This window comes from Bifidobacterium sp. LH_450, assembly GCF_056356715.1.
This window is the reverse complement of sequence record NZ_JBKEUU010000001.1, coordinates 475,353-501,191: the sequence shown is the minus strand read 5'-3', so window position 1 is coordinate 501,191 and position 25,839 is coordinate 475,353. Positions and strand designations below refer to the sequence as shown.

Below are 25,839 nucleotides of genomic sequence, written 5' to 3'. Positions count from 1 at the left end.
GAAAGGTTGGATGCCCATGAGTTCGCTCAGCGAGTCGATAGCCCAGCGCATGACGCTGGGGACGCTGCATGAACGGTACGGATTCGAGCTCGTGCCGTCCTTCGCGCAGAACGTGACCATCACGTCGCTGGCCAACGACCTGGAATCGGTAGGGCCCGGCGCCCTGTTCATGCCCGGCGAGGCGGTCGCCCCCGGGCAGGTGGCGGCCGCCGCCTCGCGCGGCGCCTATGCCGCCCTGCTGCCGCGTTCGATGCGCTCGGCGCTGGCCGATCCGGAAATCCCGGTGCTGTTCGCCGACCCGACGCCCCAGCAGATCGGGCGCGTGGCCTGCGACATCGCCGGGGCGCCCTCCGATACGCTGGCCGTGTTCGCCGTCGCCGGCCCCGACGACGACACCATCGGGCGCGACGTGCGCGAACTGGCCGACTTCCTGCATATGCTCGGCAATCCGGTCGGCCTCGTCAACGCCGGCGATTCGCAGTCGCTGGAACGCTTCCTCGACCTCGAATACCCCGTCGACATCCTCTCGATGCAGCGCGTGCTGTCGGTATGCGCCGAGGACGGCGCGGCCGCCGTCATCATCGCGATGGACGGCAAGACGCTGGGCCCGGACGCGCTGCAATCGGTCAACGTCGACGTCATCGGCTGTGACGGCGTTCCCGGACCGCGGGAAGCCCAGGAGTTCGTCGACGTGGCGTGCGAGCGGTTCGGCTGCGCCATCGACCACAACACCCGCATCGTCTCGCGCACCGAGGAATCCGACGCGATGGCGCTGCAGGCCGAATCCGACCGTTCGAGGGTGCGCCCGCTGTCGCTCGCCATCGCGATGGTGCTGGCGGCCGGCGTGCGCAAGAACAGCATCAAGAGCGCGTTGCGCGTCTCCCGGGAGCTTGAATGACCCGGGAATGACCCAGGCGGCGCGCGGCGCACGTGCATGACGGGCATGAAACGACAATGGACAAGGACAATCGCATGAAGGCAAGAAGGATGGAAGCGTGACTGGCGAGGCAACGATGATGCCGATGACGGTGCAGGAGGTGGCGCAGGCCGTGTCCGGGCGCCTGGAAGGCGGCGACGGAGGCGCGGTGGCGCGCATGGCCGTCACCGATTCGCGCCAGGCCGGCCAGGGGGCGGTGTTCGTCGCCATCGCCGGCGAGCATGTCGACGGGCATGACTTCGTCGCCCAGGCGGCCCGCAGCGGCGCGGTGGCCGCCATCGTCGAGCATGAAGTGCCGGCGGATGGCGCGATGGCGCAGATTGTCGTCGGCGACAGCGTCGAGGCGCTGGGCGCCTTGGCCAAGGCCAATCTGGAGCGCCGGAAGGCATCCGGCGAATCCTTCTCGATCATCGGCATCACCGGGTCGGTCGGCAAGACGACGACCAAGGACCTGCTGGCGGCCATGCTCTCCACGATGGGCCCGACGGTGGCCCCCGTCGGCTCGTTCAACAACGAAATCGGCCTGCCGCTGACAGCATTGCGCGTGGGGCCTTCCACGCGGTTCCTCGTAGCCGAAATGGGGGCCAACCATCTCGGCGAAATCGCGCGGCTGACCGCCATCGCCCCTCCCGACGTCGCCGTCGTGCTCAAGGTAGGCAACGCCCATCTGGGGGAGTTCGGCTCCGTCGAGCGCATCGCGCAGGCCAAGAGCGAAATCGTGCGCGGGGAAGCGCCGGCGGGCGTGACGATCCTCAACGCGGACGATGCGCATGTGGCCGCCATGGCGCCCCTGGCCCCGTCGTTCGTCAAGTGGTTCGGCATCGAGCATGCCGCCGAGCACGACGACTATGTGCTGGCGCGCGACATCGAGGTGGACGCCGAAGGCCAGCCGCGCTTCACGTTCGCCGCCGATGACGGCGCCTACCAGCGCCTGGCGCTCGGCATCCGCGGAACCCATAACGTCATGAACGCGCTGGCCGCCGCGTCGGTGGCCAGGTATTTCGGCATGCCGATGCGCGCCATCGTCCATACGCTTGAGTCGGTGGACCATATAAGCCCGCACCGCATGGCCGTGCGCGACGTCGAGGAGGACGGTACGTCGTTCACCCTGATCGACGACTCCTTCAATGCCAATCCCGATTCGATGCGCGCCGGCATCGACGGCCTGATGGCGTTCGAGGGGCGCCAGAAGCGCCCGCGCGTCGCCGTGCTGGGCGCCATGCTCGAGCTGGGCGACGAGGAACGCGCCCTGCATCGCGCCATCGGGCGGTACGCCGTGGACGGCGGCGCCGACGCCGTCATCGCCGTGGGAGGCTCGGACAGCCACCTCGACATGCTGGCGTCCGAGCTGGCGGCCGGCGCGCAGGAGGCGGCCGCGCAGCGCCAGGGGAGCGCCTGCGCCGTCGTCCACGCGCATTCGGCCGACGAAGCCGATGCGGCGGTGCGCGCCTTCGCTGCGGGGCACCCGGGGACGGTGGCGCTGCTCAAGGGATCGCACGCCTCCGGACTGAGCGCCCTGGCCGAACGCTGGGGGTCCTGCTGAGGCGCCGGCGCGGCGCCGCGGACGGATACGGAACGACAGGAAGCAAGAAGAAGGACATTGCAGTCCCGGAGCGTGGAGCCCGGGGAAGGGAAATGGAGAACTGAAGGTGATTGCCCTCATCATTGGACTGCTGGTCTCGCTGGTCATCACGATGGTCGGCACGCCGCTGCTGATCAAGCTGGTGCACAAGCTCAACTACGGCCAGTACATCCGCCAGGACGGCCCGCAGTCGCACCAGGTCAAGCGCGGCACCCCTACGCTTGGCGGCGTCGTCATCGTGTTGGCCACGGTGCTGGGCTGGGGGGCGTCCGCCCTCTACCGGTATCTGTCGACCGGCACCACGCCGACCTGGTCGGCGGTCCTGGTGCTGTTCGCGATGGTGTCGATGGGCCTGCTGGGCTTCATCGACGACTTCGCGAAGGTGCGCAAGAAACAGAACGAAGGGCTGACCGTACGCGGCAAGTTCGTCGGCCAGTTCATCTTCGCCACGATCTACGCCGTGCTCGCGCTCGTGCTGCCGAACAAGAACGGGGTGCCCAGCGCCCAGGCCGGCATGAGCTTCATCGAAACGCCGTTCCTGTCGTTCGATTTCGCAGGGCGCACACTGTCGATCATCCTGTTCGTCATATGGGTGAACTTCCTGATGGCCGCCTGGACCAACGCCGTCAACCTGTCCGACGGCCTGGACGGCCTGTGCGCGGGCTCGTCGATGATCGCGTTTACCGGCTACGCCGCCATCGCCTTCTGGGAGACCTACCATGTCAGCGGCGTCAAGCACAGCGGCTTCACCTACAACGTGTCCGACCCGCTCGACCTGACCGTCATCGCGCTGTGCGCCGCCGTCGCCTGCCTGGGCTTCCTGTGGTACAACTGCAACCCGGCGACGATCTTCATGGGCGACACCGGCTCGCTGGCGCTGGGCGGCCTGTTCGCCGCGCTGTCGATCGCCACGCACACCGAATTCCTCGCCATCATCATCGGCGGCCTGTACGTCATCGAGGCGATGAGCGACGTCATCCAGGTGGGCTGCTTCAAGGCCACGCACAAGCGCGTGTTCAAGATGGCCCCGATCCACCACCACTTCGAGCTCAAGGGGTGGAGCGAAGGCAAGGTCGTCGTGCGCTTCTGGATGATCGAGCTGATGTTCGTCATCATCGGCCTGGTCATCTTCTACGGCGATTGGCTGGCCCGTTCCGGCCTGTGGAACGGCTAGCAAGCCCGGGCGAAGGCAGCATTTTTCCAAGATCCAAGAGGGGAACAGCAATGGAAAGCATCGCAACGGCCGTCGTGGCCGGCATGGGCATTTCGGGACAGAACATGGCGCAGCTGCTCAAGCAGCAGGGCACCAGCGTCATCACCGTCGACGAACGCAAGCCGGGCGCCGGCCGGACGTCGTTCGACGGCATCGACTGGGACGGGGTCGACCTGCTGTGCGTGTCGCCGGTCTTCAATCCGCGCACGCCGTTCATCGTCGAGGCCCAGGCGCATGGCGTCCCCGTCGTCAGCGAAGTGGAGCTGGCATGGCGGCTGCGCGTGCCGGCAACCCGCACCGGGGCGCCGGCCCCATGGATCGGCATCACCGGCACGAACGGCAAGACGTCGACGACCCAGATGGTGTCCGCCATGCTTGAGGCGTGCGGCCTGGACGCGCCGGCCGTCGGCAATATCGGCGTATCCGTCTCGCATGCGGCGAACGAGCCGGAGCATGACGCGCTGTGCGTGGAGCTGAGCTCGTTCCAGATGCACTTCACTGATTCGCTGGAACTCGACTGCGCGGCGATCACCAACATCGCCGACGACCATCTCGACTGGCATGGCGGCATCGAGGCGTATGCGGCCGACAAGGCCAAGGTATTCCATGGAGCCCGGCGCGCCATCGTCTACAACGCCGACGACGCCCGAGTCACCGCGCTCGCCGACCGCGCGCAGACGCAGCCCGGCGCGCTGCGCGTCGGGTTCACCCTCCACGAACCCGCCGACGGGCAGATCGGCATCGCCGATGGCTGGATCGTCGACAAGAGCGGGCTGTCCGGTTCGCCCGAGGCGACGCGCATCGCCCCGGTGGCCTCGTTCACGCATTTCGCCGAACCCGACGGCACCGTCTACCCCCATCTGATGGCCGACGCGCTCGCCGCGCTCGCGCTGGTGCTGGGCATGGGCGCCGAACGGGAACCCGCCGTCGCGGCGCTGCAGCGCTTCGCCCCGGGGGGCCACCGCATCGAGAAGGTCGCCGAACTGGCCTCGCCGCAAGGCTCCATCCGCTTCGTCGACGATTCGAAGGCGACGAACGCCCATGCCGCCCAGGCGTCGCTGTCAAGCTATCCGGCCGGTTCCGTCGTCTGGATCGCCGGGGGACTGGCCAAGGGGGCGCGGTTCGAAGACCTCGTGGCCGCGCAGAAGCACACGATGAAGGCGGCCGTCGTCATCGGCGCCGACCAGGCCCCAATCGTCGAGGCGCTGCGCTCCAGCGCGCCGGAATTGCCCTATACGCTGATCGACCCGGCCGACAACGCGTCGGTCATGGAACGCGCGGTCGAGGCGGCCGGCGCATATGCCGCCCCCGGCGACGTCGTGCTGATGGCGCCGGCATGCGCCTCGATGGACCAGTTCAAGTCCTATGCCGAACGCGGCGACCGGTTCGCGCAGGCCGCCCGCGCCTGGGTGAAGGCGCATGGCCATGGCTAGGAGCGTGCGCGGTTCGGCAGCGGCCCCGCAGGACGCGTCCGGCGCGAAGGCGCCGCGCAATGCGTCCTCCCGCCGCGCATCGGGCGCCCAGACCGGCACGCATGAGGAACGGGCCGACTTCGGCTCGTACACCGGCTGGCGCATGCTGCTCAACCCGCTGTGGTGCTACCACGGGTTCCGCATCAGCGTATGCGTGCTGACGGTGTTCGGCCTGATCATGGTGTTCTCGTCGTCGGCCGTCACGATGGTCGCCGCCGGCGCTTCCCCGTGGAAGCAGGCGCTCAGCCAGGGCATCTACTGCATCGTGGGCGTCGTGCTGGCGTTCATCGCGATGCATGTGCCGCACCGCGTCTACCAGCGCTGGGCCTTCGGCGCACTGCTGCTGGCGATCGTCCTGCAATGCCTGACGAAAACGCCGCTCGGCGTCGAAGTCAACGGCAACCGCAGCTGGATCGGCTTCGGCGGCTTCACGATGCAGCCGGCCGAGGTCATGAAGCTCGCGCTGTGCATCTGGCTGCCCAAGGCCATGCTGGAGGCTAGGGGGCGCTATGACAAGGAGGGCGTGAAGGCCTACCTCAAGCCGGCCCTCTGGTTCGCCGCGGCGCTCGGCACCGTGCTGCTCGGCAAGGACCTCGGCACCGGGCTGATCATCGTGGCCATCGGCATCGTCGGGTTCCTCATCGGCGGCTTCCCGCTCAAATGGATGGCCGTCGGCGGCGGCGCCGTCCTCGCCGTCGTGCTGGTCGCCGTGCTCACCAGCTCCAACCGCATGAGCCGCATCTTCGCCGCCTACCAGACCTGCTCGGCCGAAGCCATGCAAGGCGTGTGCTACCAGGCCACCCATTCGAAATACGCCATGGCCTCCGGCGGCCTGTTCGGCGTGGGCATCGGCAACAGCCGCGAGAAATGGAACTATCTGCCCGAAGCGCACAACGACTTCATCTACGCCATCATCGGCGAGGAGACCGGCTTCGTCGGCGCCCTGGCCGTGCTGCTGCTGTTCGTCGTCGTCGGCTGGTGCATGGTCGTCATCGCCATGAAGACGCGCAACCGGTACGTGTCGATCTCGCTGGTGCTGTTCACCACCTGGATCTGCGGGCAGGCGCTCATCAACATGGGCGTCGTCATCGGCCTGCTGCCCGTCATGGGCGTGCCGATGCCGTTCGTGTCGGCAGGCGGCTCGTCGCTGATCATGTGCCTGCTGGCGGCGGGGGTGGCCGACAGCATGATGCGCGCCCAGCCGCAGATCAAGGCCGAAACGACGCGGATATGAAGCCGCCGGGATGAGCGTGCCCGGCAGGCGTCGTACTAAGGTAGGGAGACTATGAGCACACCACGCAACGCCATCGTCCTCGCCGGAGGGGGCACCGCTGGCCATGTCAATCCGCTGCTCGCCGTCGCCGACGCCATCCGCCGCCGCGAGCCCGAATCTGAAATCATCGCGCTGGGCACCGCCGTCGGCCTCGAAGCCACGCTCGTGCCGGCAGCGGGCTACGAACTGGCCACCATCGAAAAGGTGCCGTTCCCGCGGCGCCCCAACCGCGCGGCGCTGCAGTTCCCGGCCAAGTGGCGCCGGGAAAACCAGCGCGTGCGCGACCTGCTCGAACGCCGCCATGCCGCCGTCGTAGCCGGCTTCGGAGGCTACGCGTCCGCCCCGGCCTATGCCGCGGCGCACAAGCTCGGCATCCCCGTCATCATCCATGAACAGAACGCGCGCGCCGGCATGGCCAACAAGCTCGGCGCACGCTGGGCCGGCTACGTCGGCACCGCCTACGACGGCACCGGCCTCAAGGGCGGCGCAGCCACCGTCATCGAACGCGTCGGGCTGCCGCTGCGTCCCGCCATCGCCGAACTGGCCGGACGGTTCTCCTCCGACCGGCAGGGTGCGCGGGCCGAGGGGGCCGCAAAGCTCGGGCTGGACCCGTCGCGGCCCATCATCGTCGTCACCGGCGGCTCGCTGGGCGCCGTGAGCCTCAACCGCGCCGTCGCATCGAGCGCCGCGACGCTGCTTGCCGGCGCGCAGGTCGTGCATCTGACCGGCAAGGGCAAGCTGGACGAAGTCGCCTCGCTCGTAGCCGCAAGCGCCGGTCCCGATGCGCTGACCGGCATCGGCGAGGACAGCCACCCGGGCCGGGACTACCATGCCGCCGAATACCTTGAACGCATCGACTGGGCCTTTGCCTGCGCCGACCTCGTCATCTGCCGTTCCGGCGCCGGATCCGTCAGCGAACTGACGGCGCTGGGCCTGCCGGCCATCTACGTGCCGCTGCCCATCGGCAACGGCGAGCAGCGGTTCAATGCGCAGCCGGTCGTCGAAGCCGGCGGCGGCATCATGGTCGCCGACCGTGACTTCACGGCGCAATGGGTGGCCGCCCATGTCCCCGCGCTGCTGGACGATCCGGCGACGCTGCGCGCCTACGGCGCCAAGGCGTGGGAGTACGGCATCCGGGATGCCGCCGACGCGATGGCGGCGAAGATCCTCGAAACGGCGCATGCGCAGCGGGGGACGCGCGGATAAATCCCAATCGCGCAGATAAATCTTGGAGATATCCCGACGAAAGCTTGACTGAAGGAGGAAACGTGGCGCAGCAGACGATGGACCCATCGCAGGCGCGTTTTGGCGACGATGAAGGCATCCGCGACCTGGGGAGGGTCCACTTTATCGGCATCGGGGGCGCCGGCATGAGCGTGCTCGCCGAAATGCTCCATGAAGCCGGCGTGCCGGTGCAGGGCTCGGACGCCCACGGCAACGAACGCACGGAGCGGCTCGGGGAAGCCGGCGTGCAGGTATTCATCGGGCAGCGGCGCGAAAACGTCGCCGGCGCCGACACCGTCGTCTACTCCAGTGCCATCAAGCCGGACAATCCGGAAGTCGGGGCGGCGCTGGAAGCCGGCGCGCGCCTCGTGCACCGCAGCGACATCCTGGCGTTGCTGATGCACGGCAAGCGCGCCGTGACGGTCGCCGGCGCACATGGCAAGACGACGACGAGCTCGATGCTCGCCCACATCCTCGTGCATGCCGGCACCGGCGCGCTGGCCGACCCCAGCTACGCCATCGGAGGCGCCATCCAGGCGGCCGACGGCAGCACGCTCGAAGGCGGCCATGCCGGCACCGGCGAGGCGCTCGTCGCCGAGGCCGACGAATCCGACGGCAGCTTCGCGAAGTACCGTCCGCAGATCGCCGTCATCACGAACGCCGAACCGGACCATCTCGACCATTACGGCGACGCCGGCGCCTACCACGACGCGTTCGCCGCCCACGCGGCCAACGCCACCGGGCACGTCGTCATCTGCCTGGACGACGAAGGTTCGCAGGACGTCGTCGAGCGCATGCCGATCGAAGTGGCCGAACGCACCGTCGCCTATTCCACCGAGCCGGTAGGGGAGGCCGGGCGCGCCTACGGCGTGACGTTCGTGCATATCGGCTCCGAGCACGAAGACGCCGGCACCGGCCGCGAACGCTTTATGCTGGCCATCCCGCCGGAGCTCGCCGGCGGCGAAGGGCTGCAGCTGCCGGTCGAGCTCGCGGTGCCCGGGCTGCACAACGCGCGCAACGCCACCGCGGCCATCATCGCCGCCATCCTGCTGGGCGTGGAGCCCCATGCGGCGGCCGGCGCCCTGGCCACGTTCCGCGGGGCGGCCCGGCGCTTCGACGTGCGCGGCACGGTCAATGGCATCACCGTCATCGACGACTACGCGCACCATCCCACCGAAATCGCCGCATTGCTGGACGCGGCGCGCCGGCGCTATCCGCGCGCGTCGGTCCATGTGCTGTTCCAGCCGCACCTGTTCAGCCGCACGAAGTTCTTCGCGGCCCAGTTCGCCGAGGCGCTCGAAGCGGCCGACGACGTCATCGTCACCGGCGTATACCCGGCACGTGAACGTCAGGAGGACTTCCCGCAGGTCGGCGCGCAGACCATCGTCGACGCCGCGCCCGAAGCGCTGCGCAACGATGGCCGCATCAGCGCCGTCGAGGACATGGACCTGGCCGCCCGCATGATCGCCGTGCGCACCCAGCCCGGCGACGTCATCCTGACGGTCGGCGCCGGCGACGTCACGGCGATGGCGCCGGTCATCCTCCACGCGCTCGCGGCGCGCTTCGGCAAGGAGTGACGCCGATGGCCCGCTCGGTTTCCAGCTCGTCGCGTTCGCCGCAGGATGATGGCGAAGGGCGCCGCCGCGCCGCTTCATCCTCCCGCGGGCAGGCCCCGTCACGGGGTTCCTCGGGTGCCCGTACCGCCGCCTCGGGACGCACGGCGGCATCGGGGCGCTCCGCATCGTCGGGCCATGCCGCCGCTTCCGCCCGTACCGCTTCGGGCCGCTCCGCTTCTGGCAGGACGGGCGGCGGGGAGCGCGCAACCGCCTCGGGACGCGCCGCCGCATCGTCGGGCCGGGGCGCGTCATCTGGCGTACGCAAGCCGGGACGGCCGTCCGCCAGCCAGATGCGTGCAGGCGCCGGCAAGCGCAAGGCCGATGCCAGGCGCGCCGGCGACGGCAAGCGCAGGAACGACGCCCATCACAAGGGGCCGGCGCAGGGGCAGGCGGTGGCGCGCTCCGCGCGTTCGGGCGGCATGCAGGCGCATGACGAACGGGCCCGCAGGCACCGCATCGCCTCGAACGGCATGCAGCGCCAGCCGGCTGCGCAGTCGTCGTCGCGTCCGGGCGCCTTCGTCGATGCGCGGCGGCTGCAAAGCGAGGACGCGCTCGGCAAAACGCTGCGTGAAACATCGGGCGGCCTGGGCGTCGCCACGCGTCCGAAGGTCGTCGATTTCAAGGCGCGCGTCAAGGAACGCCGCAAGGCGAGCATCCGCGCCGTGGCGATTCGCGTGTCGATCATCGCGGCAGCCGTCGCCGCGGTGGCCGCGATTGTCTGGCTGCTGTTCTTTTCGCCGGCGCTACGGCTGGACGCGTCGAAGATCGCCGTGTCCGGCGACAACGCCTGGGTCGGCAAATCCCAGATTCTCGACATCGCGCAGCAGCAGGCGGGCAAATCGCTGCTGCTGGTGTCGGATTCGGAAGTGCAGGACGCGCTCAAGGCCATTCCGGGCGTCTCCCAGGCCAAGGCCACGAAGAAGTTCCCCGACGGGCTGGAGGTCTCCGTTACGGCGCAGCGTCCGGCTGCGATGCTCAAGGCGTCCGGCAGCGATACGCTGACCGCCGTCGATTCGCAGGGGCGCGTACTCAACGCCGTCGCCAAGGACACGTCGGTGGAGGGCATTCCGGTCATCGACGTCGACAGCGTCGACGAGGCCATCAAGAGCAAGGGGGTGCGCTCCGCGCTCGTCATCCTCAACGAGCTGCCCGAATGGCTGCGCAAGGAGATCAGCTCCGTTACGGCGCAGACGCAGGACTCGATCACGACGAAGCTGTCGAACGGCATCACCGTCGTGTGGGGCGACGACAACGACATCGAGCTCAAGAGCGCCATCGTCGACAAGATCATCAACGATCCAGACGTCATCGGCGACAAGAAGAACGTCGACGTCTCGGCGCCCAGCCGCCCGATCATCAAGTAGCGCGGATACCGGGCGCGGACGAAAACCTCTGACGAACTTCTGACAAAACAGTGACGAAACAGTGACGAAAAGGGCTCCGCAGGGGTCCGCGAGCGGCAATGAAAAAAGGGGAAACGTTGGAATCCCAACGTTTCCCCTTTTCGTTTTCGTGGAGCCGCGGGGAATTGAACCCCGGTCCGGCGACCGTACCCTCGGTCTTCTACGTGCGTATTCTGCTGGCCTAGGAGGCGTGTTTATCGGATCCCATCAATGCCGCAGACGGCTGATGGCGGTCCTATTTACACTGAGAGTCCCCGAAGCGCCGTGCAAACCAACGTTCCGGGCAAGTCCTCTAAACGACGCCCAGCATCCTCGCGAAGACGACAAGGAGTGGACGGAGTGCTACTCGCGGGTTAAGTCCTGACCTAAAAATCAGGCGGCGAGAGCGAACTCAGTGCGGTTAGATTTAGCACTTATTCTTTTGCAGAGAGCATCACGAGCGGACTCTGCATTCTCGGCACGCTTCCCCGAAGCGAACAGGTCGCCGTCGAAACCAAATCGGCCCCGAATCTTCAATTGTCAAGCCGCCGGAACGTTCCGGCTCAAGCCAATATACTCCGTTTGCAGCCGAATGCAAGGGCTCGCGTGCCAGCGTACGCCGACGGCGAGCCCCTGCATCCGGCAAAGCCGCCCAAGGAACCGCAGGGCAGGGGAGGAGGTCAGAGCTCGCCGGCTTCCTTCATGGCGAGGAAGTCGGGAATCTGCTCCGGGTAGTCGGGCCACGCGCCGGCCTGCGTGCATACGAAGGCGGCGGTGTTGACGGCGGCGCGGTGCGCTTCCTGCATCGTCGCGCCGTTCAGCAGACGGCCGGTGAACGTGCCGGAGAACGAATCGCCGGCGCCGACCGTGTCGACGACCTTCACCAGCGGCGTGGCCAGCGTCGACACCTCGCCGTCCTTCGCGTAGACGGAGCTGAACGAGGAGCCGCCGGTGAGGATCAGGTAGTCGAGGCCGAAACGGTCGATGAACCAGCGGGCCGCCTCGTCGTCGGGCATGTCGCCGAGGCCGAACATGCCGCGCAGCAGGTCGAGCTCCTCGTCGTTGATCTTGAACACGGTGGCGAAGCCGAGCGCCTCCTCGATCAGCTCCTTCGAATAGAAGTCGCCGCGCAGGTTGATGTCGAAGAAGCGCATCGCGTCGGGGCGCGTCGCCTTGAGCATCGCCGCGATGGCGGCGTGCGAATCGGCCGAGCGCATCGCCAGCGTGCCGAAGCAGACGGCGTCGGCACGCGCGGCGATGGCGAGCACTTCCGGCGTCGCCTCGATATGGTCCCAGGCGACGTCCTCGACGATCGTGTATTCGGGGATGCCGTCCTTGAGCGCCACCTGCACGGTGCCGGTGGGGTGTTCGTTGCGCTGCAGCACGGCATGGATGCCGGCGCCGCTGGCCGCCTCGGCCAGTTCGTCGCCGAGCTCGTCGTTGCCCACCGCGCTGATGGAATAGCCGTCGGCGCCGTTCTTCATGGCATGGTAGGCGAAGTTGACGGGCGCGCCGCCGGCGCGCTTGCCGTCGGGGAGCATGTCCCACAGCAGTTCGCCAAGGGAAACGACGGTGGGCTTGTCAGATGGTGTGGTCATGGTGGTTCCTTCCTTCAGGAGGCCTGCGGGCCGCGGATGCTGGGTTGTCTGCAGAGAGATTTCGATGGCCCTCACGCCACGTCGAAGAAGCGGGAGGGGTTGGTGAGTACCTGGGTGATCGCGACGGCCGCGGCGCCCGCGATGGCGGCGTCGGCCGGCAGCGACGACAGTTCGATGGAGGTGGCGTCGGCGAGCGCCGGCAGCACGCGTTCATGCACCGTTTCGCGCACCGCTTCCAGCAGCGGCTCGCCCGCTTCGGCGACGATGTCGCCCAGCACGATGCGCGACGGGTTGAACGCGTTGAATATCGTCACGGCGCCGTAGCCGACGTAGCGGCCGATGCGCCGCACCAGTTCCAGCGCCTGCCCGTCGCCTTCGCGCGCCAGCGCGAACAGCGCCATGCAGGCTTCGCGGTGCGTCATCGACTCGCTGCCGGGTACCAGGGTGCCGGCGTTGAGCTCCTCGTGGATCGCCACGGCCGAGCAGTAGCGTTCGAGGCAGCCGACGTTGCCGCATTCGCATGGCCGCCCGGCGACGTCGATGCTGATGTGCCCCAGTTCGGTGGCGGCTCCCTGGGCGCCGTCGATCGTCGCGCCCCGTTCGAGCACGCCGCAGCCGACGCCTTCGCCGATGAGGTAGTAGGCCAGGCTTTCGCCGGATTCGCCGGGGTTGAACAGCCGCTGGGCGAGCACGCCGGCACGGGCGTCCTGCTCGACGAAGACGGGCACGCCGAACGCGTCGCGGAATTCGTCGAGGAAGTTCACGGCGCGCCATTCCTGCATCGACGACACGACGGCGGTGCGGCCCTCATTCTTCAGGTAGGGCCCGGGCACCGCCATGCCGACGGCGAGGATCGCCGGGTCGGCGGCGATGAGCGACTCCACGGCGGCGTGGATGGCCTCGAGCGTCTGGGGGATCGTGCCGTGGCCGACGCACGGCAGCTCCTGCAGTTCCAGCGGCGTTCCCGCGAGGTCGAAGACGCCGATGGCCACCAGCGAGCGGGCGAACTTGACGCCGACGACGTGGAACTGCGTGCGGTCGAGCTCGATGCCGATGGAGCGGCGGTTGCGGCCGCCTTCGATGTTGCCGGTTTCGCGGATGACGCCGGCGTCGAGCAGCCGCCCGGTGATCTTCGTAATGGCGGCCGGCGTCAGCTGCAGGTCCTTGGCGATGCTGGCGCGGGACTCGACGCCGTGCCGGTACAGGTGCTGCAGCACGCGTCCGCGGTTGCTTTCGGACACGCTCGCCTGCGATGGTGCGTTCCCTGCCATCTGCGCCTCCTTGCTGCGTTCGTTGCACGGCTTCGTGTTTAACGTAATTTATATATTAACGAGATTAACATATAACACAACGCGCCCGCGTGTCGTACGTCAGCGTCCCGGCGCCGCCATCGGCTCGCCGTCGTCCTGCGGCGCCGTGGCGAACCCGACATAGAGATTACCGTGGTACGACACGCGGGAACCTTCCGGGTGCCAGTCGGGGCGCAGCGGCTCGCCGCCTTCGTTGATGAAGGCGTTGCCTTCGATGACGGCGGCGCCGTCGGCCCGGTCTTCGCGCAGCGGGGTGGCGCCCCCGCGCAGGATGAACGCGTTGCCGCGCACCGTCGCGTCCGGATTGCGCGGGATGTCGATGGCGCCCATCAGGTCGCCGACGGCGACGTTGCCCTCGAACAGCGACCCGACGGCCATCTCGTTGCAGAACATGACGGTGCCGCCGGTGTTGCCGCCCGACACGTTCCGGCGGTACACGGTGCCGTCGCCGTAGTCGGCGTCCCAGGCCTGGCCGTCCGCGTTGCCTTCGCCGGCGCCGAGCGTGCCGTACGCCTCGTTGAAGTCGAACAGCGCGTCCTTGCACCGCCATGGCCAGATCGCCGCGGCCACGCGGTCGTGCGACGTGGCCGTGTAGTCGCGCACGTTGATATGGCGCGCGGCGCGGCGGCATACGTTGCGCGTGACATGCGGGGCGTCGCAGTACATGACGGTGATGCCGTCGCCGCCGGCGTCCTCGACGACGTTGCCCTCCACGGTTACGCCGGTGGCGCCGTACTGGCGCAGCGTGGCGCGGTCGATCGTGCCGTCGCCGTAGTCGAAGCGGTTCGTCCAGCGGCCGTCCTCGCCGCGCTCGCCGTTATCGATGACGTTGAGGTAGGCGGTGTAGCCGACGGCGATGCCCCAGCGGTCGGTGCGCCGCACCGTGCAGCCGCGCACCTGGACGTCGTCGAAGCGGGCGACGCCGCGCGCCACGCTGGCCGGGTCGCGCTGGTCGGCGGACGGGTTCAGGTGGGCGAGCACGGCGATGCCGGCGTTGGCGAGGTGCTTGTGGTACACGTTGCCCTCCACGTCGTGCACGTCGAGCCCCTCGAGCACCGTATGGCATACGGTGCCGCGCTCGGCGATGACGGCGACGCCGGTGCGGCACAGCGCGTCGAGGGCGTTGAACGGCCCTTCGCCCGGCGCACGCCGGTTCGTGATTTCCAGCCCCCGCACCTCCACGTACGGCACGTCGCGCAGCAGCAGCGCGCTGGAGACGGGCGCCCGGTTCAGGTGCGGCGAGCCGCCGATCGGCGCGCGGTAGTCCTCCTGCCATACCCCCGCGCCGTCGGCGTCGATGCGGGGAGCCGCGGCCGCCTCGTCGCCGTACGGCTCGATGCGGACCGGGGCGCCCAGTGCGCCGCCGCCGTGCACGTGCAGCGCCTGGCCGCGGAATGCGGAGCCGCGTTCCAGCGCGATCGCGTCGCTTGGGCCGAGCTTCAGGTCCCCGGCGGCGGCGAGGTCGTTGAACGGGCGCTCAAGGCTGCCGTCGCCGCCGTCGGGCGCGGCCGAAGAGAAATGGTAGGCTGTCATCGTTGTCCTTCCGGTGGGCCGAACCGGGCAACGGTGCGACGGAACGGCGAACGAGATTCATTGCAATGAATCTTAACAAAAAAGAAAAAACGACACGGTGGTGTCGTGGGTATCGTAGTGAAAAACGATTGTCCGATAAGGCGACACGCTGATTAGTTAAGATTGTTGACGTAAATCTTCACGGTTTGTACACTGAAGGCAGTTGCCACAAAGCCGTGGCGGCATGCATTCCCACTCGATGAGGAGAAGGACAATGAAAGGCAATCGTTTACGCATCGTATCCGCGGTAGCAGCAGTATGCGCCGCCGCAATGGGCCTCGCCGGATGCGGGTCCGGCTCGTCGGCCGATTCGTCGTCGGACGGCGTCGTGCACCTGACCTACATGCACCGCCTGCCCGACAACGACGGCATGACCACCGTCGACGAAATCGTCGCCCAGTGGAACAAGGAGCATCCCGACATCCAGGTGACGGCCACGAAGTTCAACGGCAATGCCAGCGACATGATCAAGAAGCTGGAAACCGACGTCAAGGCCGACAACGCGCCGGACCTCGCGCAGGTCGGCTACTCCGAGCTGCCGGAGGTGTTCACCAAGGGCATGCTCGAGGACGTCACCCAGTACGCCGAGCAGTACAAGGGCGACTTCGCGTCGGGCCCCTATTCGCTGATGGGCGTCGACGGCAAGACCTACGGCCTGCCGCAGGACACCGGCCCGCTCGTCTACTTCTACAACAAGAAGGCGTTCGACGACCTGGGCCTGTCGGTGCCGTCCACGCAGGCCGAATTGCTGTCGGAAGCGAAGAAGGCGGCCGCGTCGGGCAAGTACATCCTCGACTTCGAGGCCGATGAGGCCGGCAACATGCTCTCCGGCCTGTCGGGCGCTTCCGGAAGCTGGTACGCCGTCAAGAACGACGCCTGGGTCGTCGACACCGAGACCGACGGCTCGACGGCCGTCTCCAGCGTGTTCCAGCAGCTGCTCGACGACAAGGCCATCGCCACCAATCCGCGCTGGGACCCCTCGTTCGACGCGGCCCTGCAGAACGGCACGCTGATCGGCACGATCGGCGCCGCATGGGAAGCGCCGCTGCTGATGGACTCCATCGGGGACGCCGGCAAGGGCGACTGGGCCGTCGCGCAGCTGGGCGACTGGTTCGCCAACGACGGCAAGACCGGGCCCGACGGCGGTTCCGGCGTGGCCGTGCTCAAGGGCTGCGACCATCCGAAGGAAGCGATGGAGTTCCTCGACTGGTTCAACACGCAGGTCGACGCGCTGATCAGCCAGGGCCTCGTCGTGGCGGCCAAGACCGACGACGCCAAGACCCCTGAGGACTGGAAGGCGTTCTACGGCGGCCAGGACGTCATGAAGACGTTCATCGAGGCCAACGACAACATGGGCGCCTTCACCTACATCCCTGGCTTCTCCGCCGTCTCCACGGCCATGACCAACCAGGCGTCCAAGGCGGCCAACGGTTCCGCCACCGTCAAGTCCGTCTTCGAGCAGGCCCAGGAAACCTCCATCGCCACGCTGAAGGACTACGGGCTGTCCGTAGCCGAGTGACATGCCGCCGCATCCCTCCCGCTCAACGGCGAGCGGGAGGGGGCGGACGGCCCTCCAGCAACCAGCACAGCATTCAGAAAGGGCGGGGTCATCATGTCAACTTCAATCGCAACGGCGCAGCCGGCCGTGCATGACGGCGAACGCGCCGCCTCGCGGCGCAAGCCAAAGCGGTCCGCCGCGGCCAGGCGCGCAGAACGCACCGGATGGGCCTTCATGGCGCCATTCGCCATCCTCTTCGCCGTCGTGTTCGTCATCCCGATCATCTACGCCATCCGCGCCAGCTTCTACCAGCAGGTCGCCACGGGTTCGGGCGCCTATGGCGGCGGCGAGCTGACCAACCAGTTCGTCGGCTTCAAGAACTTCGCGTACGTCATCACGTCGCAGGCCTTCTGGAGCGGCGTCGGCAGGGTGCTCATCTACACCGTCATCCAGGTGCCGGTCATGATCATCGCGGCGCTCGCGCTCGCCATGCTGCTCGACTCGTACCTGGTCAAGCACGTCACGGCGTTCCGGCTCGGCTATTTCCTGCCGTACGCCATCCCCGGCGTCGTCGCCTCGATCATCTGGGTCTTCCTGTACAACGGGCAGATCTCGCCGATCGTCAAGGGCCTGGAAGCCCTGGGCATCCACGCCGACTTCTTCGCCAACAACGTCGTGCTCGCCTCGATGGCCAACATCACCACATGGACGTTCACCGGCTACAACATGCTGATCTTCCTGGCGGCCCTGCAGGCCATCCCGCACGACCTGTACGAGGCGGCGCGCATCGACGGCGCCACCGGCCTGCAGATCGCGCTGAGGATCAAGCTGCCGAACGTGCGCGGCGCCGCGCTGCTGGCCATGCTGCTGTCGATCGTCGGCACGATCCAGCTGTTCAACGAGCCCCAGGTCATGCAGACGGCCGACCCGTCGATCTCGGACTCCTATACCCCGATGATGATGGCCCTCAATACGTCGCAGGGCTCGCTGACGCCGAAGGGCGACGGCCCCGCGTCGGCCATCGCAATCGTCATGGCGCTGATCGCCGGCGTGCTCGCCGCCCTCTACGCCATCGTGGAACGGAAGGTGAATGAATCATGAGCGCCGCAACCGCATCCCGGATCTCCAAGGAAGAGCGCCGCCGCATCCGCAAGGCCGACCGCATCCGCGAGAAGGCCGCCAACGACCTGCCGCGCTCGATGCAGCCCAGCCATTTCGCCAAGGCGCTGACGGTCGTGCTGCTCGTCCTCGTCCTGCTCTATTTCCTGTTCCCGATCTACTGGGCCATCATCGCGTCCACGAAGACGCCGTCGCAGCTCACCGGCAGCAACGGCCTGTGGTTCGCGGTGGGCCTCGACCAGCTGCCCGACGCCATCGCCGCCAACTACGCGAAGCTGCTCGGCTGGACCAAGGGCATGTTCTGGCGCTGGGTGCTCAACTCGCTGATCTACTCCGGCGTCTCCGCGCTGGTCGGCACCGTCGTCGCCGTCATGGCCGGCTACGCCACCGCGAAGTTCGACTTCCGCGGCAAGGGTGTCATGATCGGCATCATCATGGCGTCGATGCTGATGCCCGCCGCCCTGATGACGATCCCGCAGTACTCGATCTTCAACGCCATCGGGCTCGACAACACGATGCTGTCGATCATCATCCCGTGCTCCGTGTCGCCCTTCGGCTTCTTCCTGGGCCGCGTCTACGCGCAGAGCTCGGTGCCCGACGAGCTGCTCGAAGCCGCCCGGATCGACGGCGCCAGCGAGGCGCGCATCTTCTTCACGATGGTGCTGCGGCTGCTGGCCCCGGCGATGGTGACGATCTTCCTGTTCCTCTTCGTCGCCACCTGGAACAACTTCCTGCTGCCGCTGATGATGATTTCCGATACCAGCCTGCAGCCCGTCACGCTCGGCCTGTACGGCATGGTCTCGCTCGCTACGTTCACCGACCGCGGCGCGCTGATGATGGGCGCGCTGCTCGGCGTGCTCCCGGTCATCGTGCTGTTCCTGTTCCTCCAGCGCTACTGGCAGGCAGGGCTCGCAGCCGGCTCCGTCAAGGGCTGACCGACCCACGCGCGGCGCCTTCGGGCGCCGCAACCGCACCACATGACATGAAAGGACAAACCGATGAGCACTGGACGCTTCACCTGCCCCAGCGAATCGAACTTCGCCGAAACGACCGCCGAACTGGCCGCGCGGTGGGGCGCGGACGCCATCCGCGATTCCGATGGCACGAAGCTGGACGACGAGGTCAAGGCGCTGGGCAAGAAAATCTACAGCGCCTATTTCCCCAGCCGCGCCCACAACGAGTGGATCACGCTGCACATGGATGAAACCCCGCAGGTCTACCTGCTGACGCAGCGCGTGCTGGCGCATGGCGACGGCGACGTCGTCATCGACCTGATGGCCACGTTCTATGCCGAGCAGCTGGCCGTGAACTGGGACGCCGACCCGCACCGCTACTGGGAGGTCGTCGACCGCACCACCGGCGAGACGGTGCCGCCCGAACGCTGGCAGGCGCACCCGGACGCCGGCACCGTCAGCGTGCGCGGCGTGACGGCGATGCACGAGTACACGGTGTCGTTCCTCGCGTACATCATCTGGGATCCGGTGGAGATGTACAACCACCTGACCAACGACTGGGGCGACAAGGAACACGAGATCCCGTTCGACATCTACCACGACGCCACGCGCGAATTCGTCATGTCGACGTTCCGGCGCTGGCTTGAGGACCATCCCGAAACCGACGTCGTGCGCTTCACGACGTTCTTCTACCAGTTCACGCTGCTCTTCGACGAGCGCCACCGCGAGAAGATCGTCGACTGGTTCGGCTGCGCCTGCACGGTCAGCCCGAAGGCGCTGGACGATTTCGAGAAGCGCTACGGCTACCGCATGCGCCCGGAGGATTTCGTGGACGGCGGCTGCTACAACTCGTCGTGGCGCGTGCCGCGCAAGCCGCAGCTCGACTGGATCGAGTTCCTTTCCACGTTCGTGCGTGCCAACGTCAAGACGATGGCGTCGATGGCGCATGACGCCGGCAAGGAAGCGATGATGTTCCTGGGCGACCAGTGGATCGGCACCGAACCCTACCGCGACGGCTTCGAAGGCCTCGGCCTCGACGCGGTCGTCGGCTCCGTCGGCGACGGCACGACGCTGAGGATGATCTCCGACATCACCGGCGTGAAGTACACCGAAGGCCGCTTCCTGCCGTACTTCTTCCCGGACACGTTCTACGAGGGCAACGACCCGAGCATCGAGGCATGGGACAACTGGCGCAAGGCGCGCCGCGCCATCCTGCGCAGCCCGGTGGACCGGATGGGCTACGGCGGCTACCTGTCGCTGGCGGCGAAGTTCCCCGCCTTCGTCGATGCCGTCGAGCATATCGCCGACGAATTCCGCGGCATCCACGAACGCACCGGCGGCGCGAAGGCCGACGGCGACCTGAACGTGGCCGTCCTCAACTGCTGGGGGCGCATGCGTTCCTGGATGGCCTACACGGTGGCGCACGCGCTGCCGAACAAGCAGACCTATTCCTATTACGGGCTGCTCGAGGCGCTGAGCGGCATGCGCGTCAACGTGCGGTTCATCAGCTTCGACGACGTGCTCGAAAACGGCATCGGTGACGACGTCGACGTCGTCGTCACCGGCGGCCCGGTCGACACGGCGTTCAGCGGGGGAGCGGCGTGGGCCGACCCGGCGCTCATCGAACGGCTGCGGCGCTGGACGCGCCGCGGAGGCGGCCTGGTCGGCATCGGCGAGCCCAGCGCGCTGGCCGGTCGGGCGAGTCGCTTCTTCCAGCTCGCCGACGTCTTCGGCATCGACGAGGAACGCTTCCAGACGCTGTCGGTCGACAAGTATTTCCCCGCCGTGCGCACGCGGCATTTCATCACCGAAGACCTGCCAGCGGACCGCCACGATTTCGGCGAGCCGATTGCCAACACCTTCCCGCTGGACGAGCAGGTGCAGCTGCTGTGCGCCGACGGAGGCCAGGTGCAGCTCGCGGCCAACGACTACGGCAGCGGCCGCGGGATCTACCTGTCGGGGCTGCCATACAGCGCGCTGAACGCGCGGCTGCTCGAACGGGCGCTGTTCTATGCGGCGCACCGCGAAGGCAAGTACGCCGAGTTCAGCTCCTCCAACCCCCAGTGCGAGGTGGCCCGCTTCACGCAGGCCGGCTGGTATTGCGTCGTCAACAATTCCGCCGAGCCGCAAGGCACCGAGGTGACGTTGCCGGGCGGCCGCGTCGAGCGGTTCTCGCTGGACGGCAGCGGCATCGCCTGGCGGCGCCTGCCGTAAGATTCTTCCCGCCGCGGCCGTTTCCCCGTCCCCGCGGCGGGATTCCCATGCCTTGCGGGAAGGGGTGCCGCGGCCTGCGCCGCGCTCCTTCCCGCCCGGATCCCAGCCTCGCGGGGAAGGCAATCTCCTGTAAGGAAAGGCAATGCACATGGCTTCCCATGACCTCGATGCCGCGTATGCCGCAACGCTGTTCTCCCTCGACGCGCCGCCGCTGTCCGTCGAGCCCTACGGCAATGGCCACATCAACGAAACGTTCCTCGTCACGACGGCGGCCGGCCGCGCGATCCTGCAGCGCATGAATACCGGCGTGTTCCCCGATCCGGCGGCGCTGATGCGCAATATCGGGCTGGTCACCGCGTTCCTGCGCGCCCGGGGTGCCGAAACGCTCGACATCGTCCCGGGCGCCGGCGGCGCGCCCTATATCCACGCGCGCGACGGCTACTGGCGCATGTACCGGTTCATCGAAGGCACCGTATCGTACGAGCTGGTGCCCGACGCGTCCGTCTTCGAGGCCGCCGGGGGCGCCTTCGGACGCTTCCAGCGCGACCTGGCGGACTTCGACGCCTCGCAGCTGGCGGTGACGATCCCCGATTTCCATACGACGACGAAACGCTACGGAGCGCTGTGCGGCGCCATCGACCGCGACGCCGCCGGGCGCCTGACCGGCGTGGAGGCCGAAGCGCGCTTCTTCCAGGAGCGCGCCGGCGACGTCGGCGCCATCGACCGGCTCGTGGCGTCCGGCGCCATCCCGATGCGCGTGACCCACAACGACACGAAGCTCAACAACATCCTGATGGACGCCTCCACCGGCGCGGCGCGGGCCATCATCGACCTCGACACCGTCATGCCGGGCACGATGCTGGCCGATTTCGGCGACGCCATCCGCTTCGGCGCCTCCACCGGCCTGGAGGACGAGCCGGACCTCGGCAAGGTGCATTTCAGCCTGCCGCTGTTCGCTGCCTTCGCGCACGGCTTCCTGTCGCCCCTCAAGGACGTCGTCACCGATGCGGAGGCGTCGATGCTGGCGCAGGCGGCGCGCCTGATGACGCTGGAATGCGGCATGCGCTTCCTGGCCGACTACCTGGACGGCGACCGCTATTTCGCGGTGCGCTACGGCGAGCACAACCTGGTGCGTGCGCGCACGCAGATCCGGCTCGCCGGCGAAATGGAACTGCAGATGGCGTCGATGGAACGCATCGTGGCGCAGGAGCTGGAACGGTGAGCGGCGACGTTGCCGGCGCCGTCGGCCGCCTGCTGGATTTCGCCCATGCGCGCCTGCTGCTCGATGCGGCCGACGACGACATCAAGCGCAACGAGCTGTCGGCGATGCTCGCGGACGATCCGGCCCTGGCTGAACGCTTCTGCGCCGGGTGCTGCGATGATGACGACTCGGACCGCCTGCTGGGCGCCGTGGCGCCGCTGCCCAGCGCCGTCGCCGCCCAGTTCGCGCAGATCGAGCGTGCGTTGGGGCCGATGGAGGCGATGGGCTGGCTGTACCTGCTCAGCTGCGACCTCGGCTACGTCAAGAAAAGCCGGCTGGACGCCAACCCGCGCTTTGAGGACGGGGGATTGACGGTGACGATCAACCGCGCCAAGCCGGAGTTCCGCACGATGGAGCAGGCCGGTTCAGGCAACGCCGTCGGCGGCGGTGGCGCGCTGGGCCCGCAATGCACGATCTGCCACGGCAACGAAGGGTACGGGCCGCGTTCGAAGCGCACGCTGCGCACGGTGCCGGTCGAGCTCGACGGCGAACGCTGGTTCTGGCAGTTCTCGCCGTACGGCTATTTCCCGGAACACGGCATCTGCGTCAACGCCCGCCATACGCCGATGAAGGTCGGCCGGCGCACGTTCGTGCAGCTGCTGGATTTCGTCGACCGCTTTCCCGGCTATTTCATCGGCTGCAACGCCGCATTGCCGCGCATCGGCGGCTCGGTGCTCGCGCACGACCATTTCCAGGGCGGCGCCGAACGGCTGCCGATCTTCGACGCGGCCCCGTGGGGCCCGGCGTGGCATGCCGGCGACGGGGGCGCCTTCATTGAGATTCTTGACTGGCCGGGCACCGCCTTGCGGGTGACGTCGCCTTCGCGCGACGGCATCGTCGAGGCCTGCGACGCCATACGGCGCCGCTGGGAAACGTACGACGAGCCGTCGCTGGGGCTGCATGCGCAGGGACCCCGGGGGCGCCAGTCGGCGCTTTCGCCGACCGTCATCAGGACGCCCGGCGGCTATGCGGCGTTCCTTACGCTGCGCAACAACGCCGTCAGCGAGCGCTATCCGCAGGGCGTCTACCATGCGCATCCGCAGTATTGGTGCATCAAGCAGGAGCCGATCGGGCTCATCGAGGCGCAGGGGCTGTTCATCCTGCCGGCGCGCCTCGAAGGCCAGCTGGCCGGGCTGGCACGGGCATTGCGCTGCCAGGAGGAGCCGGGGGAGGAGCTGGCCGGATTCGACGTGCTCTGGCGCGACATGCGCCGTCGCATCGGCGGCGTCGACGAGGCGCGCCGGCTGCCGCGCACAGGCATGGAAAGCGCTATGCGCGCCGCCGTGGCGGCGGCATGCCGCGCGATCCTGGCCAATACGGCGACGCTGCCGACGTATGCCGACACGGCCGCGTTCCTGGAAAGCGCCGGCTTCACGCGGACGGCGCCCATGCCCGCTCAGTAGAGGTCGATATGGTCGCGCAGGGCGGCGATGGCCGCACCGCGCAGCGTGATGTCGGCGCCGACCTGGCAGCGGCGCACGCGGGTGGCGGGGTGGAACTTCGAGGAGGCGGTGCGCGCCAGCTCCTCTTCGGCCGCTTCGAGGAAGGCGACGTTGATGATATCCGGCGCCCCGTAGACGCATACGTCGTCGATGTCGAGCAGTCCGACCGGCATCGCCAGCACGCGGCCGAACCGGCGGCCTGCCTGTTCGATCAGACCCTTGCGCTCTTCGGGCGCGGCGGCGCCGAGCCGTTCGCGCAACGCGCGCGCGGACAGCGTCATCTCCATGCAGCCGCGCTTGCCGCAGGGGCATTCGGGCCCGTTGTCCGGGTCGATGGACACGTGGCCGATCTCGCCGGCCGCGTGCCCGCATCCGACGACGGCCTTGTCGCCGATCAGCGTCGCGGCGCCGATGCCGCGGTCGTTCTTGACGAACAGCAGGTTGGGGCCGGCCTGCCCGAAGAACCGTTCGGTAAGCATCGAGGCGACGGTGTCGTTGATGATCGTCACGGGGATGTCGAAGTGCGATTCGAGCAGCTGCTTGAGGTTGACGTCGCGCCAGCCCAGCATCGTCGATTCCTCGACGAGCCCGTCGCGCACGACGCCCGGCACTGCGATGCCGATGCCGATGACGTTGCCGTCGTCGACGTCGCCGCGCAGCTGGTCGACGAGCTGGATGATCGCGTCGGTTTCGACGGCGCCGTCAGGGCCCAGCGCGATTTCCATGCGCTGCAGCGAACGGCCGAGCAGGTCGGTGACGGCGCACTGGACCAGATGGTCGGCCGACAGGTCGATGCTGATGATCTTCAGATGCCGCGTATCGATGGACAGCAGCGTGGCGCGCTTGCCCTTGCCGGTGGCGTTCGTTTCCAGCCCGCTTTCGCATACCAGCCCCTCGGAGAGCATGTCGTTGACGACGTCGGAGACGGCGACGCGGCTCAGGCCCGTCAGGCGCCCCAGCTCGGCGCGCGAGTGCTGCTGGGACGGGAACAGCAGCGAGAAGATGAGCGAACGGTTCTTGCGCCGCGCGTCGGACGGGCTCGCCTTGGAAACGTTCAACGGAGTATGGAGCGTCAGCACGCCGCTTTCTGGTTCAGGCATCGTAGGCCGCCTTTCTCGCGCCGCATGGCGCCCCCCTTCGTCAAGGCCATGGCAGCGCGGCGCGCGAAAACCGTTGGCGCGCCGGCGCGGCAACCCTGGAACAATGTTCTTTCAGTATAGTTCACATTGCCCGGATTCCCATGCCAAAACGCCCGGATTTTCAGTCTTTTCCGAATGCCATTTCCCTTAACAAAAAGAGGCCGTTCCCTGAAGGGGGATGGCATTGCGAAGACGCGCCGCACGATGCTGCACCAGGCCCCTTCGATGGAGCGGACGCAGAAGGGCTGGGGTCGGATTGGCCGCACGCCTGTGCTTCCTCCATGTGGGCGGAGAGCCGCTTGGGCTGCCTGCGCGCATCGAAAAGCCCCCTTCCGCGGGAAGGGGGCTTGATGTCCTGCAATGGAATCAGTCGTTGATCGACACGATTTCCTTGACGCGCTTGTCGGGGTTGACCAGGATGTCGGCGATGGTGTCGGCCAGCGTCGGCATCGGGACCTCGGGGCCGCCCTTGACCGGGTCGGCGCCTTCCTGGTTGTAGACGTATTCGACGGCCTGCTCGCCGTCGTCCCAGATCGGGTGCACGACGGTGTAGTCGAGGTCGCTTTCCTCGACCACCTTGGCGGCGGTGTGATGGTCGACGAGGATCTTGCCCAGGTCCTTGTCGTTCCATACGCCGATCTCATCGGGGGCCTTCGAATACACGGCGAGCGTCGAGGTCCACACGAGGCGCTTGACGCCGTCGCCGTCCATGGCTTCGACGACGTTCTGGGCGAGTTCCTTGATGTCTGCGCCGCCGAGGTTGGCCCACACCTCGTCCACTCCCTTGAACGCTTCCTGCAGCGTCTCGCGGTCCTTCACGCTGCCTTCGACGATCGAGACATGCTCGTTGTCGCGGATGTCGTTGGCGATGTCCTTGCCCTCATGGGCGACGAGGACCAGGTCCTGGCCCTTGAGCAGCAGCAGCGGCTCGACGAGCTTCGCGAGCTTGGTGCCGGTTCCGACAATAGCGATCTTGGCCATTTCGTTTTCCCCCTAAATGCTTGGTAATGCGTGACGGTTGGCTCCCCTCCTGG

At 67.7% G+C, this 25,839-nt stretch carries 19 protein-coding genes and 1 other RNA gene; 14 read left to right on the top strand and 6 right to left on the bottom strand.

The window, feature by feature from the left end:
- Nucleotides 1–16: 16 nt before the first annotated feature.
- From AC1AXT_RS02175 to AC1AXT_RS02140, 8 genes are all read left to right on the top strand, one after another.
- Nucleotides 17–898 (top strand): UDP-N-acetylmuramyl peptide synthase, encoded by an 882-nt coding sequence (locus AC1AXT_RS02175; protein ID WP_476540296.1) that lies wholly within the window; start codon nucleotides 17–19, stop codon nucleotides 896–898.
- A 115-nt stretch (nucleotides 899–1,013) separates the two neighbouring features.
- The gene (locus AC1AXT_RS02170; protein ID WP_476540529.1) at nucleotides 1,014–2,480 is read left to right on the top strand and encodes a UDP-N-acetylmuramoyl-tripeptide--D-alanyl-D-alanine ligase; all 1,467 of its coding nucleotides are present in this window, start codon (nucleotides 1,014–1,016) and stop codon (nucleotides 2,478–2,480) included.
- Nucleotides 2,481–2,586: 106 nt separating this feature from the next.
- Nucleotides 2,587–3,693, top strand: a complete 1,107-nt coding sequence (gene mraY / locus AC1AXT_RS02165; protein ID WP_476540294.1) for a phospho-N-acetylmuramoyl-pentapeptide-transferase — start codon at nucleotides 2,587–2,589, stop codon at nucleotides 3,691–3,693.
- Between the two features lie 50 nt (nucleotides 3,694–3,743).
- Nucleotides 3,744–5,165: a UDP-N-acetylmuramoyl-L-alanine--D-glutamate ligase gene (gene murD / locus AC1AXT_RS02160; RefSeq protein WP_476540292.1), complete on the top strand. Its 1,422-nt coding sequence runs from the start codon at nucleotides 3,744–3,746 to the stop codon at nucleotides 5,163–5,165.
- Nucleotides 5,158–6,438, top strand: a complete 1,281-nt coding sequence (gene ftsW, locus AC1AXT_RS02155; RefSeq protein ID WP_476540290.1) for a putative lipid II flippase FtsW — start codon at nucleotides 5,158–5,160, stop codon at nucleotides 6,436–6,438. Before murD ends, ftsW begins: the two co-directional genes overlap by 8 nt.
- Nucleotides 6,439–6,489: 51 nt before the next feature.
- On the top strand, nucleotides 6,490–7,683 hold the full coding sequence (locus tag AC1AXT_RS02150; RefSeq protein WP_476540288.1) for a UDP-N-acetylglucosamine--N-acetylmuramyl-(pentapeptide) pyrophosphoryl-undecaprenol N-acetylglucosamine transferase: 1,194 nt from the start codon (nucleotides 6,490–6,492) through the stop codon (nucleotides 7,681–7,683).
- A gap of 77 nt (nucleotides 7,684–7,760) precedes the next feature.
- Nucleotides 7,761–9,278, top strand: a complete 1,518-nt coding sequence (gene murC, locus AC1AXT_RS02145; RefSeq protein ID WP_476540527.1) for a UDP-N-acetylmuramate--L-alanine ligase — start codon at nucleotides 7,761–7,763, stop codon at nucleotides 9,276–9,278.
- Nucleotides 9,279–9,283: 5 nt separating this feature from the next.
- Nucleotides 9,284–10,681, top strand: coding sequence for a cell division protein FtsQ/DivIB (locus AC1AXT_RS02140; protein WP_476540286.1), 1,398 nt, complete (start codon nucleotides 9,284–9,286; stop codon nucleotides 10,679–10,681).
- Nucleotides 10,682–10,827: 146 nt separating this feature from the next.
- Here AC1AXT_RS02140 and ssrA read toward each other — a convergent pair.
- The 4 genes from ssrA to AC1AXT_RS02120 all read right to left on the bottom strand — a co-directional run bounded on the left by ssrA (nucleotide 10,828) and on the right by AC1AXT_RS02120 (nucleotide 15,140).
- Nucleotides 10,828–11,226: a transfer-messenger RNA gene (ssrA, locus tag AC1AXT_RS02135) on the bottom strand.
- Between the two features lie 153 nt (nucleotides 11,227–11,379).
- The gene (locus AC1AXT_RS02130; protein ID WP_476540283.1) at nucleotides 11,380–12,297 is read right to left on the bottom strand and encodes a carbohydrate kinase family protein; all 918 of its coding nucleotides are present in this window, start codon (nucleotides 12,295–12,297) and stop codon (nucleotides 11,380–11,382) included.
- A gap of 71 nt (nucleotides 12,298–12,368) precedes the next feature.
- Entirely contained in the window at nucleotides 12,369–13,568 is a 1,200-nt protein-coding gene (locus tag AC1AXT_RS02125) for an ROK family transcriptional regulator (RefSeq protein WP_476540281.1), read from the bottom strand.
- Between the two features lie 99 nt (nucleotides 13,569–13,667).
- Nucleotides 13,668–15,140 (bottom strand): right-handed parallel beta-helix repeat-containing protein, encoded by a 1,473-nt coding sequence (locus AC1AXT_RS02120; protein ID WP_476540279.1) that lies wholly within the window; start codon nucleotides 15,138–15,140, stop codon nucleotides 13,668–13,670.
- Nucleotides 15,141–15,393: 253 nt separating this feature from the next.
- Here AC1AXT_RS02120 and AC1AXT_RS02115 point away from each other — a divergent pair, with 253 nt between their 5' ends.
- From AC1AXT_RS02115 to AC1AXT_RS02090, 6 genes are all read left to right on the top strand, one after another.
- Nucleotides 15,394–16,698 (top strand): ABC transporter substrate-binding protein, encoded by a 1,305-nt coding sequence (locus tag AC1AXT_RS02115; protein ID WP_476540277.1) that lies wholly within the window; start codon nucleotides 15,394–15,396, stop codon nucleotides 16,696–16,698.
- Between the two features lie 93 nt (nucleotides 16,699–16,791).
- Nucleotides 16,792–17,778, top strand: coding sequence for a carbohydrate ABC transporter permease (locus AC1AXT_RS02110; RefSeq protein ID WP_476540275.1), 987 nt, complete (start codon nucleotides 16,792–16,794; stop codon nucleotides 17,776–17,778).
- Nucleotides 17,775–18,731, top strand: a complete 957-nt coding sequence (locus tag AC1AXT_RS02105; RefSeq protein ID WP_476540274.1) for a carbohydrate ABC transporter permease — start codon at nucleotides 17,775–17,777, stop codon at nucleotides 18,729–18,731. Before AC1AXT_RS02110 ends, AC1AXT_RS02105 begins: the two co-directional genes overlap by 4 nt.
- A 63-nt stretch (nucleotides 18,732–18,794) precedes the next feature.
- Nucleotides 18,795–20,963: a 1,3-beta-galactosyl-N-acetylhexosamine phosphorylase gene (gnpA, locus tag AC1AXT_RS02100; protein ID WP_476540273.1), complete on the top strand. Its 2,169-nt coding sequence runs from the start codon at nucleotides 18,795–18,797 to the stop codon at nucleotides 20,961–20,963.
- Nucleotides 20,964–21,111: 148 nt separating this feature from the next.
- Entirely contained in the window at nucleotides 21,112–22,185 is a 1,074-nt protein-coding gene (locus AC1AXT_RS02095; RefSeq protein ID WP_476540271.1) for a phosphotransferase enzyme family protein, read from the top strand.
- The gene (locus AC1AXT_RS02090) at nucleotides 22,182–23,627 is read left to right on the top strand and encodes a UDP-glucose--hexose-1-phosphate uridylyltransferase (RefSeq protein WP_476540270.1); all 1,446 of its coding nucleotides are present in this window, start codon (nucleotides 22,182–22,184) and stop codon (nucleotides 23,625–23,627) included. Before AC1AXT_RS02095 ends, AC1AXT_RS02090 begins: the two co-directional genes overlap by 4 nt.
- Here AC1AXT_RS02090 and AC1AXT_RS02085 read toward each other — a convergent pair.
- Together AC1AXT_RS02085 and AC1AXT_RS02080 are read right to left on the bottom strand one after the other, a co-directional pair.
- Nucleotides 23,621–24,766, bottom strand: coding sequence for an ROK family protein (locus AC1AXT_RS02085; RefSeq protein WP_476552798.1), 1,146 nt, complete (start codon nucleotides 24,764–24,766; stop codon nucleotides 23,621–23,623). The genes AC1AXT_RS02090 and AC1AXT_RS02085 overlap by 7 nt on opposite strands.
- Before the next feature lie 405 nt (nucleotides 24,767–25,171).
- The gene (locus tag AC1AXT_RS02080; RefSeq protein WP_476540266.1) at nucleotides 25,172–25,786 is read right to left on the bottom strand and encodes an NAD(P)H-binding protein; all 615 of its coding nucleotides are present in this window, start codon (nucleotides 25,784–25,786) and stop codon (nucleotides 25,172–25,174) included.
- Nucleotides 25,787–25,839: the final 53 nt, after the last annotated feature.

Excerpts from the sequence above, each read along its gene's own strand:
- AC1AXT_RS02125 (WP_476540281.1), bottom strand. The coding sequence starts at position 13,568 with ATGGCAGGGAACGCACCATCGCAGGCGAGCGTGTCCGAAAGCAACCGC.
- murD (WP_476540292.1), top strand. The coding sequence starts at position 3,744 with ATGGAAAGCATCGCAACGGCCGTCGTGGCCGGCATGGGCATTTCGGGA.
- AC1AXT_RS02170 (WP_476540529.1), top strand. The coding sequence starts at position 1,014 with ATGATGCCGATGACGGTGCAGGAGGTGGCGCAGGCCGTGTCCGGGCGC.
- AC1AXT_RS02105 (WP_476540274.1), top strand. The coding sequence starts at position 17,775 with ATGAGCGCCGCAACCGCATCCCGGATCTCCAAGGAAGAGCGCCGCCGC.
- AC1AXT_RS02175 (WP_476540296.1), top strand. The coding sequence starts at position 17 with ATGAGTTCGCTCAGCGAGTCGATAGCCCAGCGCATGACGCTGGGGACG.
- AC1AXT_RS02115 (WP_476540277.1), top strand. The coding sequence starts at position 15,394 with ATGAAAGGCAATCGTTTACGCATCGTATCCGCGGTAGCAGCAGTATGC.
- AC1AXT_RS02140 (WP_476540286.1), top strand. The coding sequence starts at position 9,284 with ATGGCCCGCTCGGTTTCCAGCTCGTCGCGTTCGCCGCAGGATGATGGC.
- AC1AXT_RS02120 (WP_476540279.1), bottom strand. The coding sequence starts at position 15,140 with ATGACAGCCTACCATTTCTCTTCGGCCGCGCCCGACGGCGGCGACGGC.
- AC1AXT_RS02110 (WP_476540275.1), top strand. The coding sequence starts at position 16,792 with ATGTCAACTTCAATCGCAACGGCGCAGCCGGCCGTGCATGACGGCGAA.
- AC1AXT_RS02130 (WP_476540283.1), bottom strand. The coding sequence starts at position 12,297 with ATGACCACACCATCTGACAAGCCCACCGTCGTTTCCCTTGGCGAACTG.
- ftsW (WP_476540290.1), top strand. The coding sequence starts at position 5,158 with ATGGCTAGGAGCGTGCGCGGTTCGGCAGCGGCCCCGCAGGACGCGTCC.
- murC (WP_476540527.1), top strand. The coding sequence starts at position 7,761 with ATGGACCCATCGCAGGCGCGTTTTGGCGACGATGAAGGCATCCGCGAC.
- AC1AXT_RS02150 (WP_476540288.1), top strand. The coding sequence starts at position 6,490 with ATGAGCACACCACGCAACGCCATCGTCCTCGCCGGAGGGGGCACCGCT.
- AC1AXT_RS02085 (WP_476552798.1), bottom strand. The coding sequence starts at position 24,766 with ATGCCTGAACCAGAAAGCGGCGTGCTGACGCTCCATACTCCGTTGAAC.
- AC1AXT_RS02080 (WP_476540266.1), bottom strand. The coding sequence starts at position 25,786 with ATGGCCAAGATCGCTATTGTCGGAACCGGCACCAAGCTCGCGAAGCTC.
- AC1AXT_RS02095 (WP_476540271.1), top strand. The coding sequence starts at position 21,112 with ATGGCTTCCCATGACCTCGATGCCGCGTATGCCGCAACGCTGTTCTCC.
- gnpA (WP_476540273.1), top strand. The coding sequence starts at position 18,795 with ATGAGCACTGGACGCTTCACCTGCCCCAGCGAATCGAACTTCGCCGAA.